Below are 19,410 nucleotides of genomic sequence, written 5' to 3'. Positions count from 1 at the left end.
AATAGGAAAGATTCGTTTATGGATCTTTCCTATTTTTTGTTAAAAATAGACTGTTTTTAACAAAGTGTCTAATTATAATGTTAGTTTCTTACAATTATAGTTATATATATGGATAACTAAAATAGAATAGTGTATAATAAAAGCTGCAATTTAAATGATTATTTAGGAGATTATTATGGGAAAAGATTTATTTAATCCTCACCTGCGTAAGTTTTCGATTCGAAAACTAAACGTCGGTGTTTGTTCTGTGCTCTTATCAACCCTGCTTCTTTTGGGTGCGGCAACGCAGGTTAGCGCTGATGAGACTGTTTCTTCTGGGACTCAAAGCGAGGTTTCTCAAGCAGGCATAGCTGATTCCTCAGTAAGTACTGCAGAGCCGCTAAATTCACCAGCTGAGGAAAGCAGACCTGCTACTTTCGTGGCTCAAGCAGAAGATGCGTCTGCGGTAGCGACTGCAAGGCCTGATTCAGTTGATAAGCCAACAAGTGAGCAGCCGGCGGCAGAAACTACCTCTGCACCAGCTGTTGTTCCTGCAGAAGTTAAGACTGAAGATAATGCCCAACCAGCTCCTGCTCAACCGGCAGGAACTACAGAGCCTGCTCAGCCTAGTCGCTCTCGTCGGGTAAGACGGGATGCAGCACCTACTGGTCTGCGAGATGGTGACCCTAACAACACCATTGAGAAGCCTACTTTGGCTGATTCTGAAAAAAAGAACCCGACAGACTTGATGAAGCAGATTAACTGGCTGGATCTTGGGGATAAAAGTGCTATCAGCAACTTAGATACGGACGATTCCTTTAAAGTTGGTACTGTCTATGAAAAAGAAATTTCACCTGGCTATCGTATCAAACTGACAGTGACGGAATTAAAACCCTTCCACTCAACAGAGATTTATCGTGACCGCGTCAAGGGTACTGCGTATGAAAGTAGCTATGATCCGAATGCGAAAAACACTTGGTTCAGATATGTAAATGAAGACTATAAAAAGCAGGAAGCTGAGGGAGATTCGGCTAGACCGAAAATTATAGGAGCGGAGCAGAATCAATGGACATCTGTCCGAGACCAAGGGATTAACACCAATGGCCGAAAGACTCAATTACAAGTTCCTAAAAATGGTGCTAGCTACGGTATAAAATTCAAGGTAGAAGCGACTTACCTTGGGAAACCTGTAAAAGCGACGGTTATCATGGCAGATGGAGAAGAGGCCAACCCAGGGGAGTATGCTATCTTCACGACCAATGGCCAAGGTTGGGAACACTTGGCAGAATGGAAACGTGTCCTACCAGATGGTCGGGAAATTACCGACACTTATGCACCGATGAACCCTAATAGATATGGACAATACATAGGGGATAATGCGACTATACCTGTAATCGACTGGACTGCTTTTACTAATCCAGATCAAAAAACAGGAGGCTTGGGTTCTCAGGTCTTTGGTCCTAATACTTCTAAAGATCGCACAGTTCCGATTGTGATGACACGAGGTGCTTCAGAAGTTGGGATTTATATTGCTTCTTCTGGTCAGCAAGCTGCTATGATTGGTTTTATGGTAGTTGATGAGGGAGATGCTCCGGCTTCTTATGGAAATGCTGTTCATGCTATTTCTGGTTATGATGCCAATACAGGTGCAAGAACTCCTCAGCCATTCTTGGGTCGAGTTGAAGCTGATATTGATACTACTTCGGGTAATGACTGGAGGCATGATGACGATACTGATCACGCAGACGAAGGGGTTAATCAGCTCTTGCCCTCTGATTTGACAGGTAAGACGAATAACCTTTTCCGAGTCAATCGTCTTCAAAATGGTGACTACTCAGTTCGCTTGCAAGCCTCTGCCAATGGTAATAGCAAGGCCTATGTTCGTGCTTGGATTGATTTCAATCAAAACGGTATTTTTGATGAAAATGAGGCCAGCGAATTTACTGAAGTAACAACGGCTGGTGACTATACTGTTAATTTCAAGAATAATCCAGCGATGACCAATCCTGAAGTTAGCAAGTTGGGAATGCGGGTCCGTATTGCCCTGAATAAAGGAGATATTGAAAAACCTACTGGAGCAGCCTTTAGTGGGGAAGTTGAAGACTTAGAAGTCATCTTGACCTATCCGCCAAAAGGTGAAAAGAAGGAAAGTTCGGGAATAATCGGTCAGCCTCAGAAAGCTACTCTTCAGTTTACACCTCAAGGTATTGATCAAAATGATGAAAGCAAGAAAGCGGCTATTGATACAACTGTAGCACCTGTTGTTTTGGACAATGCTGGAAATACATTAACAGCAGATGGCGACGGTTGGTACAATACTGCTGAGGGACGATATAAAGTAACAGCCAAGGGTACAAATGTGGATGTGATATTTGAACCTAGCACTGGCTATATCGGTACTACTCAAGGAATTAATATCCGCCGTGTTGATACTAATGGCGCAAGTACAGATTGGATTGCGAAGAATAATGGAGAACCTGTTATCAACGATAAGTTGAATAACATGGATGCCCGCTATATTCCGACTGTTTTGAATTTCACGGAACATCGTTCGACGGACGCACAAGGTTTGCCTCAAGTACAAGATATTGTCTTTAATGATGGAAATCCTGCTAAGACACCTGCTCAACCATCTGCAACGAATCCTGTCTTTTTCTTGGATGCTGATGGCAATCGTATTACTGGAACAAGTGCGAAGGCAACCTCGCAAGGCCAAGAAGTGGGAACCTTTGAGTTAGATCCAGCTACTGGTCGTGTGATTTTCACTCCGAATAAGTCGTTTGTGGGGACAGTTGACCCAGTCAATCTACAATTGCATGATACCGATGGAACAGAGCACCGTGCAACCTATCAACCAACAGTAACTCGTGTTGTTCCAACAGCACAAGGAGCAAACTCTGAAGGTATTCAAGGTGCTGAACAATCTGGTAATTTGATCTTTACGCCAGGTGATAATCGTGTGCCAATTAATGAGGCAGTTGCTCCAACTTTTGATAACGGTCAAACAACTAAGGTTGTTCCGAATGTTGGAACTTATATGGTTGATAACGCAGGTCGTGTAACCTTCCAACCGGTTCCTAGCTACACTGGCCGTCCAAGTGCTGAATATGTTAAACGTGTTGATATGAACGGGACAGAAGTAACCGCAACTTATCAAGCTGAAGTTAAGGCTGCGACCCCAACTGGTCAAGATACACAGACTGTTGGGCTTCAAGGACAACTTCAAACTAGCCAGCTTAACTTTACTCCAGGTCAAGCAACTGTTAATAACCAAACACAAACAGTCCCATTAAACCCAGCAGGACCACAATTCGTTGTGGATGGGCAGGTTCAACAGGGTAATACCTTGGCAGTTAACGACGCAAGTGGCAAGCTACAAGGAACTTACACTGTTCAAGCTAATGGAGATATTAGCTTCCAACCTGCTCCTGATTTCTACGGAACGCCTACTCCTGCACATCTTCGTGTAAGGGATAAGAACGGTTCTACTGCAGATGCAGTTTATTGGCCAAACGTTACGCAAGTAACTCCAACTAGCACTGATGCGACTAGCACTGGTCCTCAAGGTGTGCCACAAACTGGCACCCCAAGCTTCCAAGGTGGTAATTCACTGGTTCCAATCGATGAAACAGTTGAGCCAACTTTCGAAGGTGGAAGCAAGAAGAAATCCATTCCAGGTCAAGGAACATACACGATTGCCTCAGATGGGGCAGTGACCTTCACACCAGAGAAGCAGTATGTTGGTACACCAACACCAGTCACAGTAAAACGTGTGGATAAAAATGGCACGGAAGTGACTGCAACTTACACGCCAACTGTGACTAAGGTAACGCCGGTAGGTACTAATGCGACTGGCACTGGCCCTCAAGGTCTTCCACAAACGGGCACTCCAACCTTTGCGGGCGGTGACCCACTAGTTCCGATTGATGAAACAGTTGAACCGACCTTTGAAGATGGAAGTAAAGAGAAGAACATTCCAGGCCAAGGCACTTACACCATCACTCCAGATGGGGCAGTGACTTTCACACCGGAGAAGGAGTTTGTAGGTAAGCCGTATTCAGTTACTGTGAAACGTATCGATAAAAACGGTACGCCAGTGACTGCAACTTATAGTCCTGAGTTTACGAAAGTGACTCCAACAGGCACCAATACAACCAGCACCGGTTTACAAGGTGTTCCACAAACCGGCACACCGACCTTTTCAGGTGGTGATCCACTAGTTCCAATCGATGAAACCGTTGAACCAAGCTTCGAAGATGGAAGCAAAGAGAAGACCATTCCAGGTCAAGGAACATACACGATTGCTCCAGATGGCGCAGTGACCTTCACGCCAGACAAGCAATTTGTAGGCAAGCCCGATCCAGTCACTGTAAAACGTGTGGATAAAAATGGTACGCCAGTAACTGCAACATATAGCCCAGAGTTTACTAAGGTAACTCCAACCGGCACCACAGCGACTAGCACCGGTCTGCAGGGTGTTCCGCAAACAGGCACTCCAACTTTCCAAGGTGGTGATCCACTGGTTCCAATTGATGACTCGGTAGAGCCTACCTTCGCAGATGGAAGTAAAGAAAAGACCATTCCAGGTCAAGGAACTTACACCATTGCTCCAGATGGGGCAGTGACTTTCACGCCAGACAAGCAATTTGTAGGTAAACCGGATCCTATCACTGTGAAGCGAGTGGATAAGAATGGTAGCCCAGTAACGGCTACATACAGCCCAGAGTTTACTAAGGTTACGCCAATCGGCACCAACGCAACCAGCACAGGTCCTCAAGGTCTTTCGCAAACGGGTACCCCAACCTTCCAAGGCGGTGATCCATTAGTTCCAATTGATGAGACAGTAGAGCTAAGCTTCAACGACGGAAGCAAGGAAAAGACAATTCCAGGCCAGGGAACGTACACCATTACTCCAGATGGCGCAGTGACCTTCACGCCAGACAAGCAATTTGTAGGCAAGCCAGATTCAGTGACTGTTAAACGTGTTGATAAGAATGGCACTCCAGTAATTGCGACATACAGTCCAGAGTTCGCCAAGGTAACTCCAACTGGTAAAGATGCTACATCTACAAATATCAAGGGCCATGTTCAAACTGGCAAACCTATCTTCGAAGCAGGTGATCCATTGGTTCCAATTGATGAGTCAGTCGAGACAACCTTTGAAGACGGAAGCAAGGAGAAGACCATTCCAGGTGAGGGAACATATACCATCACACCAGACGGTACAGTCACTTTCACTCCAGATGCTGATTTCCTTGGTCAGGGAAGCGGTGTGACTCTTGTCCGTCGCGATAAGAATGGCACCTCAGTGACGGCTCGCTATGTTCCGACCGTGGTTGCACCATCAACCAGTCAGGACAGTGTGTCCAGCGGCCGCAAAGGCCAAGCTCAAACGGGCACGCCAACCTTTGAAGGAGCGATTGACCAGGCAGTAGCACCGACCTTTGCGGATGGCAGCACAGAAAAGGTTGTCCCAGGTGAGGGAACGTATAGATTTACCGTTCTGGGAGCAATAACCTTTGTGCCAGAAGCTGACTTTGTCGGAACTACTCGCGGAGTTGTCGTGAAGCGTTCAGATATTTATGGCAATGCTGTGACGGCTACCTATACCCCAACTGTTTTGGGAAGTACTGCCACAGAAGATACCGGCAGCACAGGTCTTAAAGGCCAGCCGCAGACTGGTAAACCAATCTTTGAAGGAGACGTGGATCCAACCGTTCCGCCAACATTCGAGGATGGCAGTACCGAAAAGGTTGTTCCAGGTCAAGGTACTTACACGATTGCGCCAGATGGCACCGTGACCTTTGTACCGGAAACTGGCTTTGTCGGTCAAGCTGACGGCGTGACAGTGATTCGTAAAGACCGCAACGGTCAGACGATTTCAGCAGTCTATGTTCCGACTGTGACAGAAGATCCTGTTCAGCCAGAGCGGACGATTACGCCTGCACCACCGTCTCTTTCTAAGAGTGAGGGTGCAAAATCCCTTCCTAAGACTGGTACAGAAGAAACCTCCTACTTGGCAGCAAGCTTACTTGCGGGAGTATCAGGTTTGGGGCTGATGGGCTTAGAGAAGAGAAAGAAAAAGTCTGAAGACTAAAATAGGCTTGAAGAAATTTCGCCAATGAACTAGAAGAATTTCAGGAGAGCGCAAAAACAGGTAGAACATAAGTTCTACCTGTTTTGTTATCAAAAAATTCTTGAAAGTGATGGAGATAATAGAATGCTTCAGCTGGCTAATGACTGTCCTGCTCCTAAGTCAGTTTGATAGTTAAAGAGGGTAACTTTATATCTTCATGCTTTTAATTTTCTCTTCATCCGGTGTGACGCGCAGGGTTTTCTGGCCCGTATAGGTGACAAATCCTGGCTTTCCACCGGTTGGTTTGTTGAGCTTTCTAGTCTCAATCATATCTACTTGGACCAGATTAGAGAGTCTGGCCTTGGAGAAGTAGGCCGCTAGCTCGGCAGCGTCAGTCTTAACTTCATCGCTGGGCTGAAGATTGCCTGTGATGACCACATGACTACCTGGAATATCCTTGGCGTGAAACCAAAGCTCATCCTTTTTAGCTATCTTAAAAGTCAGCTCGTCATTTTGTAGATTGTTGCGGCCAACTAGGATAATGGTTTGGCCATCTGTTGCCAGATATTTCTCCGGTTTCTGCCTTTTCTGGATTTTCTCTCTCTGGCGTCGGCGGATAAAGCCAGTCTGGATTAGTTCCTCCCGAATTTCCGCAATTTCAGTCAGGCTGGCTTGAGCAAGGGCTGTTTCCACGCTCTCTAGATAGAGAATCGTAGTCCGTGTTTCCTCGATCAAGCTGGTCAGATGTTTGACGGCTTCCTTGAGCTTCTGGTAACGTTTGAAATAGCGCTGGGCATTTTGGTTGGGGGTTAGGGCCTTGTCAAGCGAGATAATAATCTTCTCACCTGTATAGTAATTATCCAACTCAACCTGGTCCTGATCGTTAGGTACCTGATGGAGAAAGGTAGTTAAGAGCTCCCCTTTTTGACGGAATTCCTCTGCATTCTCCGTTGCTAGAAGTTCTTCCTCTTGCTTGACCAGCTTTTTTCGGTTCTTTTCCAACTCATTTTCTACTCGACGAATCAGTTCGCTAGCCTGCTGGTTGACTCGATCTCGCTCAGCCTTGTCCTTATAGAAAGTGTCCAAAAGCTCGGATAGCGTGGACATTTGGGTCTTGCTGTTGGAAAATAGCAGAGCAGAGAAGGATTTTTCGGTCAGGCTTGGCTGAGTTGGACTGGAAAAAAATGCACGGAAAGTTTTGAGCTTATCAGCTGTCAAACGGCCACTGAGCTCAGTAGCCGTATCTCGGCCCAATCCCTGAAAAATTTGCTGCAAGCGTTTGGGCTCTAAGTCTTCAGTATGTAAGATTTCAAAGAGCTTTTCATCGCCCACAGTGAATGGGTTGAGACTGCCAGTCTGAGGAGGTGCGACATAGGTTGATCCTGGCAGGATGGTTCGATAGCTATTCTGCGAAAATCCGACATGTTTGATGGCTTCAATAATCTTACCGCTAGCTTTGTCCAAGAGAATGATATTGCTATGCTTGCCCATGATTTCGATGACCAGAGTCACAGCCACGCTGTCGCCGATTTCGTTCTTATTGGAGACGCTGATTTCCAAAATCCGATCATTCTCCACTTGCTGGATTGCTTCAATGACAGCGCCCTGCAGGTATTTGCGCATCACCATGATAAAGGTATTGGGAACAGCTGGATTTTCAAACGTGGTATCTGTCAGCTGGACGCGCCCAAAGACCGAGTGGGCTGATAGGAGCAGCTTGTGGCTTTGGCGATTGCTGCGAATCTGTAAAACCAGCTCCTGTTCAAAGGGCTGATTAATCTTCTGAATGCGGCCGCCCAACAATTCGCGGCGGAGCTCCTCTGTCATGTGGTGTAAAAAAAATCCGTCGAAAGACATGCTTTTCTCCTTGAAAGTTGCTACAGAAAATTATAACAAAAAACCAAGCTAAAAGCTTCTAAAGTCTCGCCAAAAAGCAATTTAATTTTTGCCTATAATTGCCTCTATAAACCAAATCCGAACATTTTATAAAAATTTTCAAAAAGGTCTTGACATCCTTTCAGGAAAAACTTAAAATATAGGAAATTAGAAAAGTAGTAGATGAATTTGTTTTTAGCGAGCTTGTGGTTGGTGGAAATGAGCAGCAAATCTTTACGAAGTTGGGCTAATTGATAAAATGAATTTGAAACAATAAGAATTCGGTGGGCACACCTTACAGTGCAGCTTGTTTGATGACAAGATAGAGATATGGGAATATTAGCTATTTTCCATAATTGAGGTGGCACCGCGATTTTCGCCCTCACACAGAATACCTGTGTGAGGTTTTTTGTTGCTTATTATAAAAAACAAGGAGAACTGCCTATGTTTAAACGATGGCGTCCCTAGGGATTAAACAGAAAAAATATAAAACATAGAAATGGAGAAAGAACATGAAAAATAAACGATTAATGACTATCTTAGGCCTTCTGGCCGTTTTGGCAATCGGTGGGATTGTCTATTCCAGCTTGAACAGCAAAGGTAACACCACTAAGACTGGCGACGACAGTCAGACAGTCAAGGTAGGCGTGCTGCAGTATGTCAGCCACCCTTCGCTAGATTTGATTTACAAGGGGATTCAGGATGGTCTGGCTGAGGAAGGCTATAAGGGCGACAAGATTAAGATTGACTTTATGAATGCTGAGGGCGATCAGAGTAAGGTCTCTACTATGAGCAAGCAGCTGGTCTCCAATAACAATGATGTGCTGATTGGGATTGCGACTCCGTCTGCACAAGGACTGGCTGCAGCTACTAAGGACAAGCCTATTGTCATGGGAGCTATCACAGATCCTGTCGGAGCAAACCTAGTGAAAAATCTGGACAAGCCAGGTGGCAATATCACTGGTGTCTCTGACCGCAATCCAGCTAAGCAACAGCTAGAGCTGATTAAAAAATTGACCCCAGATGTTAAGACTATCGGTGCGCTCTACTCTAGCAGCGAAGACAACTCCAAAGCTCAGGTGGAAGAGTTCAAAAAATTAGCTGAAGAGGCAGGCTACAAGGTAGAGGAATACTCTGTTCCGTCAACCAATGAAATTGCTTCAACCATGAATGTCATGACTGGCAAGGTTGACGCTATCTGGATTCCAATTGACAATACCATTGCGTCAGCTTTTGCGACAGTTGTGTCCAGCAATAAAGAGGCTAAGAAACCGATTTATCCAAGTGCGACAGCCATGGTAGAAGAAGGAGGCCTTGCCTCTGTCGTTGTAGACCAGTATGACCTAGGTGTTGCGACTGGTAAAATGGCAGCTAAAGTCCTTAAAGGTGCTAAACCTGCTGACACTGCAGTAGATATTTTCGATACAGGTAAATCTGTAATCAATACTAAAAATGCCAAAGAACTTGGCATTACTGTACCAGAAGATGTCCTCAAAGAAGCAGGACAAGTGATTAAATAGAAAGAAAGGGAGTCTGTTGTTTCACAGGCTTCTTTTTCTTGATAGTCTCTTCTTGTAAATTCTTTAACTGAGCTTGCGAAATGTTTAGAAATCTGTTAGAATGAAATATAACTAAATAGCAATCCGCAAGACCAGTAACCTAGGGGAAGTTTAACAGGGAGGGGAGCCAGCGACTGAAAGCTCTCTAGATGAAAGCTAGGCGAATTCACTTGCTCTAGGATTGATAAGTAAGGTCTGGCTTGCCAGATAAAAAACGGATGGTACCGCGTGTCAACGCTCCGCTTATGGAGATTGGCGCGCTTTTTATTTTGGAGGGAAAATGACGAAAACGATTGAAGAACAACTAAAAAGCCTGCGTGAAGAGACTCTAGCTTCTCTCAAGCAGCTCAAGGCTGAGAATCAAAAGGAACTGCAGGACTTGCGTGTAGCTGTCTTGGGTAAAAAAGGTTCACTGACTGAAGTCCTGAAAGGGATGAAGGATATCTCTGCAGAAATGCGGCCGATTATCGGGAAGCACGTCAATGAAGCGCGTGATATTCTGACAGCAGCCTTTGAAAAGACTGCTCAAGAGATGGAAGAGCAATTAGTAGCTCTGAAACTGGCTGAGGAATCCTTGGATGTGACTCTGCCAGGCCGTCAAATTCCGGTAGGGAACCGTCATATTCTTAGTCAGACTAGTGAGGAAATCGAAGATATTTTCATCGGGATGGGCTATCAGGTCGTGGACGGCTTTGAAGTGGAGAAGGATTATTACAACTTTGAGCGGATGAATCTGCCTAAGGACCATCCTGCACGGGATATGCAGGACACTTTCTACATTACAGAGGAGATCCTGCTCAGAACCCACACCAGTCCGGTACAGGCGCGGGCTATGGATGCTCATGACTTTTCTAAAGGGCCACTCAAGATGATCTCACCAGGACGCGTCTTCCGTCGAGATACCGATGATGCGACTCACTCCCACCAGTTCCATCAGATTGAAGGCTTGGTGGTTGGAGAAAATATTTCCATGGCCAACCTGCAAGGAACGCTGCAGCTGATTGTCCAGAAGATGTTTGGCCAAGACCGCAGTATCCGTCTGCGTCCGTCTTACTTCCCATTCACAGAGCCGTCTGTTGAAGTGGATGTTTCCTGCTTTAAGTGTGGCGGAGCCGGCTGTAATGTCTGCAAGAAGACAGGCTGGATTGAGATTATGGGAGCTGGTATGGTGCATCCACGCGTGCTGGAAATGAGCGGCATTGATGCAGAGAAATACTCTGGATTTGCCTTTGGTCTTGGTCAAGAGCGGGTAGCTATGCTTCGCTACGGTATCAACGACATTCGTGGCTTCTACCAAGGAGATATTCGTTTTTCTCAGCAGTTTAAGTAGAAACCTGTAATCATCAATGCAGCTTTTCTGAGAAAGGAGTGCAGTATGCTAGTCAGAGTCAAGAAAGAAGAAGCGAGTCTCTTGCGAGAGTTGGAGGTCGCGACTTATCAAGAAACTTTTGGTCCTTTTATCAAGGAAGCTGATATGACTCATTATTTTGACAATGAGCTGTCGCTTGCAACTATCGAAAAGGAACTGGCAGATCCTGAGTCAGAGACCTATTTTGTTGTCAAAGATGATAAAATTGCTGGTTTTCTCAAGTTTAACTGGGGACAAGCTCAAACGGAGCAAGAACTGCCACAGGCCTTTGAGGTTCAGCGAATCTATGTCTTGAAAGCTTATCATGGTCAAGGCTTGGGCAAGGAAATGTTTGAATTCGCCTTAGATGAAGCCGAGAAACGAGGCTTTGACTGGGTCTGGCTGGGCGTCTGGGAAAAGAATTTTAGAGCTCAAGATTTTTACTTCAAATACGGCTTTGAAAAGTTCAGCCAGCACGACTATATCACTGGTGAGACGGTGGACACAGACTGGCTGCTGCGCAAGAAATTGAAATAAACAAGAAAATTTAAAGAGAGGAAATGATACGACCTAAAAGTTTAAATTTAGATGATTTGGTCATTCACATTCAGATTCCTCAGTGATAGAATAGAGAAAGGAATTGAACCAGGGCTAAAAACTCGGAAAAAAGATAGATTTGCAATCATTCATTGAATGCTTAGCCAATCTCCTATTTTTCAGTCGTTTTTGACGCCCTTGGTATCTTAAATATGCTAGTAAGTTATAAGTGGTTAAAAGATTTAGTAGACATTGATGTGGCGAGCGCTGAGCTGGCTGAGAAAATGTCAACGACAGGAATTGAAGTGGAAGGTGTGACGTCACCAGCTGCTGGCCTGTCAAATATTCTTGTTGGTGAGGTGGTATCGTGTGAGGATGTTCCTGATACCCACCTGCATGTTTGTCAAGTCAATGTTGGAGAAGAGGAGAACCGTCAGATTGTCTGTGGTGCTCCAAATGTTCGCGCAGGCATCAAGGTTATGGTGGCTTTGCCAGGTGCTCGCATTGCGGATAATTATAAGATTAAAAAAGGGAAAATCCGTGGCTTGGAGTCACTGGGCATGATCTGCTCTCTCGGTGAGCTGGGCATTTCTGATTCTGTCGTGCCAAAGGAATTTGCGGATGGCATTCAAATCCTGCCTGAAGAAGCAGTGCCAGGTGAGGAAGTCTTCTCTTATCTGGACTTGGACGATGAGATTATCGAGCTTTCCATCACACCAAATCGGGCAGATGCTCTGTCTATGCGTGGGGTGGCTCATGAAGTGGCTGCCATATATGACAAGTCAGTACATTTTAAAGATTTTCCGCTGGTGGAAAATGAAAAGCAAGCAGGTGACAGCCTATCAGTGGCTCTTGAAACCGAGAAAGCCCCTTACTATGCGGCTCGTATCTTGGAAAATGTCACTATTGCCCCAAGTCCTCAGTGGCTGCAAAATCTCCTCATGAACGAAGGAATCCGTCCGATTAACAATGTAGTGGACGTGACCAACTACATCCTGCTCTACTTTGGTCAGCCTATGCATGCCTTTGATCTGGATACGTTTGAGGGCGACCAGATTGTCGTCCGGGAAGCGCGTGCTGGTGAAAAACTGGTGACGCTGGACGGTGAAGAGCGGGATCTGGAAGTGAGCGACCTAGTCATTACTGTCGCAGATAAGCCGGTGGCTCTGGCTGGTGTTATGGGTGGTCAAGCGACAGAAATCTCTGAGAAATCTAGTCGTGTCGTCTTGGAAGCAGCTGTCTTTGATGGAAAATCAATCCGAAAGACCAGCGGTCGCCTCAACTTGCGCTCGGAATCATCTTCCCGCTTTGAAAAAGGCATCAATGTGGCAACTGTTAATGAAGCTTTGGACGCAGCAGCAAGTATGATTGCGGATTTGGCGGGAGCGACTGTTCAGGCTGGTATCGTATCAGCTGGTAGCTTAGACACTAGAGATGTAGAAGTAGTGTCTAGTCTCGCGGATGTCAACCGTGTGCTGGGAACAGATTTACTTTATACAGATATCGTGGATGTCTTCCGCAGACTTGGCTTTGGCCTGTCAGGAAGTGCTGAACAGTTCACTGTCAGCGTGCCTCGCCGTCGCTGGGATATTTCAATCGAAGCAGACCTCTATGAAGAAATTGCCCGCATTTACGGCTATGACAAATTGCCAGCTAGTCTGCCAAAAGATGACGGGACTGCTGGTGAATTGACTGCAACGCAGCAACTGCGCCGTCAAGTAAGGACCTTAGCAGAGGGAGCTGGACTGACAGAAATCATCACCTATGCTTTGACGACGCCAGAAAAGGCGATTGAGTTCACTCTAAATCCTAGCAACCTGACTGAGCTTATGTGGCCGATGACAGTGGAGCGTTCTGTTCTTCGTCAGAACATGGTTTCTGGCATTTTGGACTCCCTAGCCTACAATGTAGCTCGTAAAAATAAGAATCTAGCTCTCTATGAGATTGGAAAAGTTTTTGAGCAGACTGGCAATCCTAAGGAAAAACTGCCAAATGAAATCAATAGCTTTGCCTTTGCTTTGACAGGTCTGGTTAATGAAAAAGACTTCCAGACCAAGCCAGTAGCAGTTGATTTCTTCTATGCTAAGGGTGTAGTGGAAGCACTCTTTGCTAAGTTGGGCTTGACTGCTGAATACGCGGCTAACAGCCAAATTAAGAGTTTGCATCCTGGTCGGACTGCTTTAATCTCTATCAATGGCCAGCCTGTCGGCTTTGTCGGCCAAGTCCATCCTGCGACAGCCAAGGCTTACGATATTCCTGAAACTTATGTGGCTGAGCTCAACCTGTCTGCTATCCAAGAGCAGCTCCAGCCAGAACAGCCATTTACAGAAATCACTAAATTCCCAGCTGTCAGCCGTGATGTGGCCCTCTTGCTCAAGGCTGAAATCACTCACCAAGAGGTCCTTGATGCAATCCTAGCAGCTGGTGTTAAGCGCTTGACAGATATTAAGCTCTTTGATATCTTCTCTGGTGACAAGCTAGGTGTCGGCCTCAAATCCATGGCCTACAGCCTGACTTTCCAAAATACAGAATCTAGCCTGACTGATGAAGAAGTGGCTAAATACATGGAAAAAATCGAAAAATCTCTGACCGAAAAACTTGGTGCAGAGGTACGTTAATGAACTATTCCCCAGTCATGTGATTGGGGATTTTGATTAATACTCTTCGAAAACCTATTCAAATCATAGTTGATTTGCAGTTTCGCTTAGCTTTCTGTCTTGGCAAACTTATTACTGGGTTGCGAGCAATAATGTAGACGAAACGAGAAGTATTCGAAATTAAAAATCAGTAGGAAAAGTAATCATGGAAAATGTAAACCAAATCTCCCAATGTCAGACTCTTTGGGCTAGAAATAAATATCTGGTTCTCAGTCATTCCAGTAAGATCTATCTGGAAATCCGCCAATATCTAAAAAGTGACTCGGTGGAAGCAGCACATGTTCAAGGCTTGATTGACCAGGCGGTAGCCTTGTCTGAAAACCGCGGTCAGGTCAGCAATGCCTTTCAGCATATTTGGGGCTATTTTAAGAAAAAAGCCAGTAAGACTGAAAAAGAAGATTTTATGCATCTTTTGCTTCGTTACCAATCCGGTCAGGCTGAGCAGAAAGACTTGGTAAGAGCTGTAAGGGGCCTGCTAGTCAAGTATCCCAATTCTTATCTGCAGCAGTCAACCTTGTTATTTGGGGATGAAGAATGAGTAACTGAAATCCAGGTGAAAGATAGTTACTTTAGTAGCTTTGAGGGGTGTAGATGATAAGAATAATTTGTTAGGCTCATAAACAATATTATTTTGACTGGTTTCGATAAAGGCTCCACCTCGAGCAAAACGTGTCTTTAAGGTATGATTGGAGAAAAAATGTTTTTTACTTATCAGGGAAATAAATTATATTATAAAGTGATTGGTCAAGGAAAGCCAGTCTTGGCAATTCATGGTTTGGGCTGTTCATCTGAATTGATGGAAGGATGTTTGGAACCTATTTTTGAGAAACATGCTGACTATAAAAGGATTTATTTAGATTTGCCTGGCATGGGTAGGTCTGATGCCAATCCTGCTTTTGCAAGCGCGGATGCGATTTTAGAGATGATCTTAAACTTTATAGAGACTGTAATCAGCGGACACTCCTTTCTCTTAGCTGGAGAGTCTTATGGTGGCTATCTTGCTAGAGGAATTTTGGCTAAGAAAAGGTCGGAGATTGATGGTTTGCTGCTTATTTGTCCAGTAGTTGTACCCAATCCGCAAGAAAGAATTCTGCCAAAAGACAGCCTGCTAATTAGAGAGGTAGGTTTTGATATAGCAGGCAAAAGCGAAGATTTCGTTGATTTAGCGATTTTGCAGACTAAAGAAACTTATCAACGATTTGAAAAAGAAATCCTAGCAGGGCTTCAGATGATGAATGCTCCCTTTGTCCAAAAGCTGCAAGAAAACTATTCTTTTTCGTTTGAAGTGGATCAAGAGCTACAGGAAAAGGGCTATGACAAGCCCAGCCTTTTTATAGCAGGAAAGCAGGATCAAGTCGTGGGCTTCCAGCAGTTAGCCCAGCTGTCTCGCTATTATCCAAGGGCAACTCATGCTGTAATGGATCTTGCTGGCCACAATGCACAGATAGATCAAGAGGCTCTCTTTACGGCCTTGGTTGAAAATTGGCTCAAGCGAATTGAACTTTCCTGATACTACATGATTTAATATATTGAACGGATGTAGATGAAACTGGAGTTCATCAAAGAAATCTAATTCAGCCCCAAATTGATTTTAAAAGCATTGAAAAAAGCGGTCATACCGCTTTTTTGCTTATTATCCCCAGAATTTCTGGGCGATTTCTTGGCCTTGTTTTATTTTGGCCCATTGTTGCTCAATGGTGAGTTCGTTTCCAGAGTCACAAGAGGCGAAGCCGCATTGGTGGGAGAGCAGGAGACGCTCTTTCGGTAGAACGGTTGCTGCTTTCTCGAGGAGGTCTAGGACACGCTTTTCATCATCCAAGCCTGTCGTCTTACTGGAGAGCAGTCCTAAAACAACTTCAGCATCCTTGTCTTTCAAAGCTGCTAGAGCTGATACATCACCAGCTACATCGCTGTCCCACTCTAGGAAGTAGCGATCATAGTGTTGGTCGCGCAGGAATTTTTCCGCGATAGCTTCGTAGGTACCCTCGGCAGCAGAGCGGCTTTCGTAGTTACCACGGCAGTTGTGGGTCCAGACAGTCAGTCCAAGCTCATGAGCGTAGTCTACGACTTCATTGTTGATGGCGACAAACTCGTCTGCCAGGTCAGCCAGACTAGCATTGCCCTCCGCAAAAAAGCTAGCAGGATTGGACTCATCAAAAAGCTCCCAGAGGCAGTCGTCAAACTGGATAATCTGTCCGCCAGCAGCCTTATAGTCGTCCAAAAATTCCTTATAGGCTTGAATCAAGCCTTTTTTCAAATCTTCATTGGTCTCATAAACTTGTCCTGGTCCAGCCAAGCGGTCAAAGACAGCTAACTCAGTATAAGCGTGGGCAGGCCCCCAGACAGTCAGCTTAGTATCTTCACCAGCAGCCTCTTCCTTGACTAGCTTATAAATTTCGATAAAGTGATGGTTTTTACCAGATAGTGGTGCTGTGATACGGATACCAATATCCTTGCGGGTCTCGTATTGCCCGCCGTCGTGGTCCTTGAAGGTATAGCCGTGGTCAGCAATGTAGCGCTCGATTCCCTTAAGTCCCCAGACAAAGTCCAGATGCCACATAGACTTGGAGTATTCTCCATCCGTCAGGATGTCAATCCCCTTAGCCTTTTGCTCAGCAATAATCTCCTTGATGTCAGCTGTCTCCGTCTCATGGTAGCCTGGGAAGCTGTCGTAGAAGGGGTATTGAATATCATCGCGGTGCTCAATTTCTGTCTTATACTGGCGGAGATTTTCTGGGCGCAGAAGAGATCCAACCAGTTGAAATTTTGATTTCGTCATAAGATTTCTCACTTTCATTAGGGATTATGGTCTATTGTATCGAAAATTCCTCGGCAAATAAAATAGTTAATTCTGCTGGTAGGGTATAGTCGAAAACTATTGCTAGCGCTTCCTGGAATTTGTCTTTCAAAATCAAAGTATCTTCTCCATCACTGTTTCCTGAGGCTGAAGCCCTAACCGCTCATAGAATCGTAGGGCTCCGACATTGTCGTTCCAAGCATTGAGAGTCAGATTATAGCAACCGATTTCCCGAGCATAGTTTTCCGCAAAGCGATAAAGCTGTTCGCCAACCTTTTGCCCTCTGGCTTTCCCATCTACACATAAGTCCTCGATAAAAAGTGTCTTGATGGGATTGAGTATAGGACTGACAGGTTCCTTGATGGAGCAAAAGAGGTGACCGAGGATTTCTCCAGCTTCATTTTCAAAGACGAAAATAGGGGTGGACTCTTGCTCCAGAATCTTCTCTAATTCTTCATTGCTAAACTTGCTTCCCTTGGCCTTGAAAATGTCTGGACGAGCCTGATGGTGGACAAGCAGGATTTGCTGAAGGAGTTCTTGGAGTGCAGGAATATCTCTGACTTGGGCTTTTCTGATTGGCATAATTTTCTCCTTTTATCGTTCATAGAATCATTATACGACAGGGAACTATTTTGTCAAGCGAGCTTGGAAAGACTAAGAGAACAAGTAGCATCTAAATAGCAAATGTCAATCAGAGTGCGTCATTTCCTTTATATGTATTTTCCTTATAATAAAAACTGCTTTTTCTTGACAAATGAAACAGACAAGTGTAGAATATAAGTATAAACTACAAATGTAGAAAAAGGAGAAAGCGATATGACTATTACAAAAAAAGCCTTTATCGGAATTCTATCTCTGACAGCAGCAGTTCTATTAGCTGCCTGCTCAGGCAATACCAACCAAGGAGGGAATACTAGTTCATCACAGAATACGCAAGGCCAGACATCACAATCTGCGCAAAATCAGACTTCGCAGTCATCAGCTGCATCTTCCTCTAATCAGCCTTCGTCATCATCAAATGCAGGGCAGGCTACTAATCTAGACGGGCGCTACCAAGCAACCGACCATGATGGCGACCAACATGTCCTAGAAATCAATGGTACGACTGGTACTTGGACTGAGACCGAGGTTGATGGCAGTAAGGAAATCAAGCAGGTACAAGTAGATGCTGCTAATCAAAGACTGATTGTCGGTGATGATGCTAAAAGTTACCGCCAAAATGGCAATCAGCTGATTGTGGACGAATTGGATGATGATCCAGACACTCTGACCTTTACTAAGCAGTAAAGCGCTTCTCATTCTGCTCAGGACAACAGGGATGAGCAGTGAGGAATTAAACTAGGAAACTCTGAGAAAAGAGTTTCCTTTTTTATAAGAATTTTATCTTAAATAATGTCAAAAATTTGACTTCTAGGTTGCTCTAAGTTGTATAATAGTTACTATAAAGATATCAAAGGAGAAGAAACGATGAAATCAGCAGTTTATACAAAAGCGGGCCAAGTTGGGCTGACTGAGATTGATCGTCCGCAAATTATTGAGGCAGATGATGCCATTATTCGGATTGTTCGGACCTGTGTCTGTGGCTCTGACCTATGGCGCTACCGCAGTCCAGATATTGAAGCAGGCCATCAAAATAGCGGGCATGAAGCTATTGGAATTGTCGAAGAAATTGGCGATGCAGTAACGACTGTTAAACCTGGCGATTTTGTTATCGCCCCATTTACTCATGGATGCGGGCAATGTGATGCCTGTCTGGCAGGATTTGATGGCACTTGTGATTCTCATATTGGGAATAACTGGTCAAACGGAGTACAAGCAGAATATATGCGCTTCGAATTTGCTAACTGGGCTCTTATCAAAATTCCGGGTCAGCCTTCTGATTATACAGAAGGCATGCTCAAATCACTCTTGACACTGGCTGATGTTATGCCAACTGGCTATCATGCTGCGCGAGTGGCAGATGTTAAGCCTGGTGATAAGGTGGTCGTGATTGGTGATGGAGCTGTTGGACAATGCGCTGTTATTGCTGCTAAAATGCGTGGTGCTTCCCAAATCGTTCTCATGAGCCGTCACGAAGATCGACAAAAGATGGCCTTGGAATCAGGTGCGACAGCTGTTGTGGCAGAACGTGACGAAGAAGGAATTGCCAAAGTCCGTGAAATCCTTGGTGGTGGTGCAGATGCAGCTCTGGAATGTGTCGGGACAGAAGCAGCTGTTGATCAAGCTATGGGAGTTCTTCACAACGGTGGTCGCTTGGGCTTTGTCGGTGTGCCTCACTATAATAATCGAGCTCTCGGTTCTACCTTTGCTCAAAATATTACAGTGGCAGGAGGAGCAGCCTCAGTCACAACTTACGACAAGCAAATCTTGCTCAAGGCAGTTCTTGACGGTGATATTAATCCGGGAAAGGTCTTTACTTCAAGTTACAAACTGGAAGATATCGATCAAGCTTATAAGGATATGGATGAACGCAAGACCATTAAGTCCATGATTGTCTTTGATTAGGTGTAGAAGAAAACAGCCTTGCTGCAGTCTCTTTAAGATGGCAGTAGGCTGTTTTTGCATGGCTTGGTAGTTCTTTT

At 45.0% G+C, this 19,410-nt stretch carries 12 protein-coding genes and 1 other annotated feature; of the genes, 9 read left to right on the top strand and 3 right to left on the bottom strand.

What is annotated here, in order from left to right; genetic code table 11:
• Window positions 1-175: 175 nt before the first annotated feature.
• Window positions 176-6,076 carry a CshA/CshB family fibrillar adhesin-related protein gene (locus tag K1I94_RS04335; RefSeq protein WP_223314535.1) on the top strand — a complete coding sequence of 1,967 codons (5,901 nt, stop codon included), beginning with the start codon at window positions 176-178 and terminating at the stop codon, window positions 6,074-6,076.
• A gap of 186 nt (window positions 6,077-6,262) precedes the next feature.
• Here the strand turns inward: K1I94_RS04335 and fbpA are convergent, their stop codons facing one another.
• Window positions 6,263-7,912: an Rqc2 family fibronectin-binding protein FbpA gene (fbpA, locus tag K1I94_RS04330; protein ID WP_223314534.1), complete on the bottom strand. Its 1,650-nt coding sequence runs from the start codon at window positions 7,910-7,912 to the stop codon at window positions 6,263-6,265.
• A 171-nt stretch (window positions 7,913-8,083) separates the two neighbouring features.
• Window positions 8,084-8,317, top strand: a binding site (T-box leader).
• A gap of 125 nt (window positions 8,318-8,442) precedes the next feature.
• On the opposite strand from fbpA, the gene trpX reads away from it, so the two are divergent.
• From trpX to K1I94_RS04300, 6 genes are all read left to right on the top strand, one after another.
• Window positions 8,443-9,450, top strand: coding sequence for a tryptophan ABC transporter substrate-binding protein (gene trpX / locus K1I94_RS04325; RefSeq protein WP_223314533.1), 1,008 nt, complete (start codon window positions 8,443-8,445; stop codon window positions 9,448-9,450).
• A 319-nt stretch (window positions 9,451-9,769) separates the two neighbouring features.
• Complete coding sequence (pheS, locus tag K1I94_RS04320) at window positions 9,770-10,819, top strand: phenylalanine--tRNA ligase subunit alpha (RefSeq protein ID WP_002904274.1); 1,050 nt, start codon at window positions 9,770-9,772, stop codon at window positions 10,817-10,819.
• Between the two features lie 45 nt (window positions 10,820-10,864).
• A complete protein-coding gene (locus K1I94_RS04315) occupies window positions 10,865-11,374 on the top strand; it encodes a GNAT family N-acetyltransferase (protein ID WP_223314532.1) in 510 nt (169 codons plus the stop codon).
• A gap of 212 nt (window positions 11,375-11,586) precedes the next feature.
• Complete coding sequence (pheT, locus tag K1I94_RS04310) at window positions 11,587-13,992, top strand: phenylalanine--tRNA ligase subunit beta (RefSeq protein ID WP_223314531.1); 2,406 nt, start codon at window positions 11,587-11,589, stop codon at window positions 13,990-13,992.
• Window positions 13,993-14,176: 184 nt separating this feature from the next.
• On the top strand, window positions 14,177-14,569 hold the full coding sequence (locus tag K1I94_RS04305; protein WP_223314530.1) for a YbgA family protein: 393 nt from the start codon (window positions 14,177-14,179) through the stop codon (window positions 14,567-14,569).
• A gap of 144 nt (window positions 14,570-14,713) precedes the next feature.
• Window positions 14,714-15,541: an alpha/beta fold hydrolase gene (locus K1I94_RS04300; protein WP_223314529.1), complete on the top strand. Its 828-nt coding sequence runs from the start codon at window positions 14,714-14,716 to the stop codon at window positions 15,539-15,541.
• Between the two features lie 123 nt (window positions 15,542-15,664).
• Here K1I94_RS04300 and K1I94_RS04295 read toward each other — a convergent pair whose 3' ends face one another.
• Window positions 15,665-16,810: a cobalamin-independent methionine synthase II family protein gene (locus tag K1I94_RS04295; protein WP_223314528.1), complete on the bottom strand. Its 1,146-nt coding sequence runs from the start codon at window positions 16,808-16,810 to the stop codon at window positions 15,665-15,667.
• Window positions 16,811-16,942: 132 nt separating this feature from the next.
• On the bottom strand, window positions 16,943-17,410 hold the full coding sequence (locus K1I94_RS04290) for a GNAT family N-acetyltransferase (RefSeq protein WP_148876241.1): 468 nt from the start codon (window positions 17,408-17,410) through the stop codon (window positions 16,943-16,945).
• Window positions 17,411-17,644: 234 nt separating this feature from the next.
• On the opposite strand from K1I94_RS04290, the gene K1I94_RS04285 reads away from it, so the two are divergent.
• Together K1I94_RS04285 and K1I94_RS04280 are read left to right on the top strand one after the other, a co-directional pair.
• Entirely contained in the window at window positions 17,645-18,115 is a 471-nt protein-coding gene (locus tag K1I94_RS04285; protein WP_002919233.1) for an SP_0198 family lipoprotein, read from the top strand.
• Window positions 18,116-18,295: 180 nt separating this feature from the next.
• A complete protein-coding gene (locus K1I94_RS04280; protein ID WP_223314527.1) occupies window positions 18,296-19,333 on the top strand; it encodes a zinc-binding dehydrogenase in 1,038 nt (345 codons plus the stop codon).
• Window positions 19,334-19,410: the final 77 nt, after the last annotated feature.

The organism is Streptococcus sanguinis (assembly GCF_019929145.1).
In the GTDB taxonomy this organism is placed as follows: Bacteria; Bacillota; Bacilli; order Lactobacillales; family Streptococcaceae; genus Streptococcus; species Streptococcus sanguinis_U.
Note: the sequence above shows the minus strand (reverse complement) of the source record. Positions and strands in the feature narration are given on the sequence as shown.

Bases quoted from the DNA above. Each gene is read 5' to 3' on its own strand.
- trpX (WP_223314533.1), top strand. From the start codon at position 8,443: ATGAAAAATAAACGATTAATGACTATCTTAGGCCTTCTGGCCGTTTTG.
- pheS (WP_002904274.1), top strand. From the start codon at position 9,770: ATGACGAAAACGATTGAAGAACAACTAAAAAGCCTGCGTGAAGAGACT.
- K1I94_RS04315 (WP_223314532.1), top strand. From the start codon at position 10,865: ATGCTAGTCAGAGTCAAGAAAGAAGAAGCGAGTCTCTTGCGAGAGTTG.
- K1I94_RS04300 (WP_223314529.1), top strand. From the start codon at position 14,714: ATGATTGGAGAAAAAATGTTTTTTACTTATCAGGGAAATAAATTATAT.
- K1I94_RS04335 (WP_223314535.1), top strand. From the start codon at position 176: ATGGGAAAAGATTTATTTAATCCTCACCTGCGTAAGTTTTCGATTCGA.
- pheT (WP_223314531.1), top strand. From the start codon at position 11,587: ATGCTAGTAAGTTATAAGTGGTTAAAAGATTTAGTAGACATTGATGTG.
- K1I94_RS04295 (WP_223314528.1), bottom strand. From the start codon at position 16,810: ATGACGAAATCAAAATTTCAACTGGTTGGATCTCTTCTGCGCCCAGAA.
- K1I94_RS04290 (WP_148876241.1), bottom strand. From the start codon at position 17,410: ATGCCAATCAGAAAAGCCCAAGTCAGAGATATTCCTGCACTCCAAGAA.
- K1I94_RS04285 (WP_002919233.1), top strand. From the start codon at position 17,645: ATGACTATTACAAAAAAAGCCTTTATCGGAATTCTATCTCTGACAGCA.
- fbpA (WP_223314534.1), bottom strand. From the start codon at position 7,912: ATGTCTTTCGACGGATTTTTTTTACACCACATGACAGAGGAGCTCCGC.
- K1I94_RS04305 (WP_223314530.1), top strand. From the start codon at position 14,177: ATGGAAAATGTAAACCAAATCTCCCAATGTCAGACTCTTTGGGCTAGA.
- K1I94_RS04280 (WP_223314527.1), top strand. From the start codon at position 18,296: ATGAAATCAGCAGTTTATACAAAAGCGGGCCAAGTTGGGCTGACTGAG.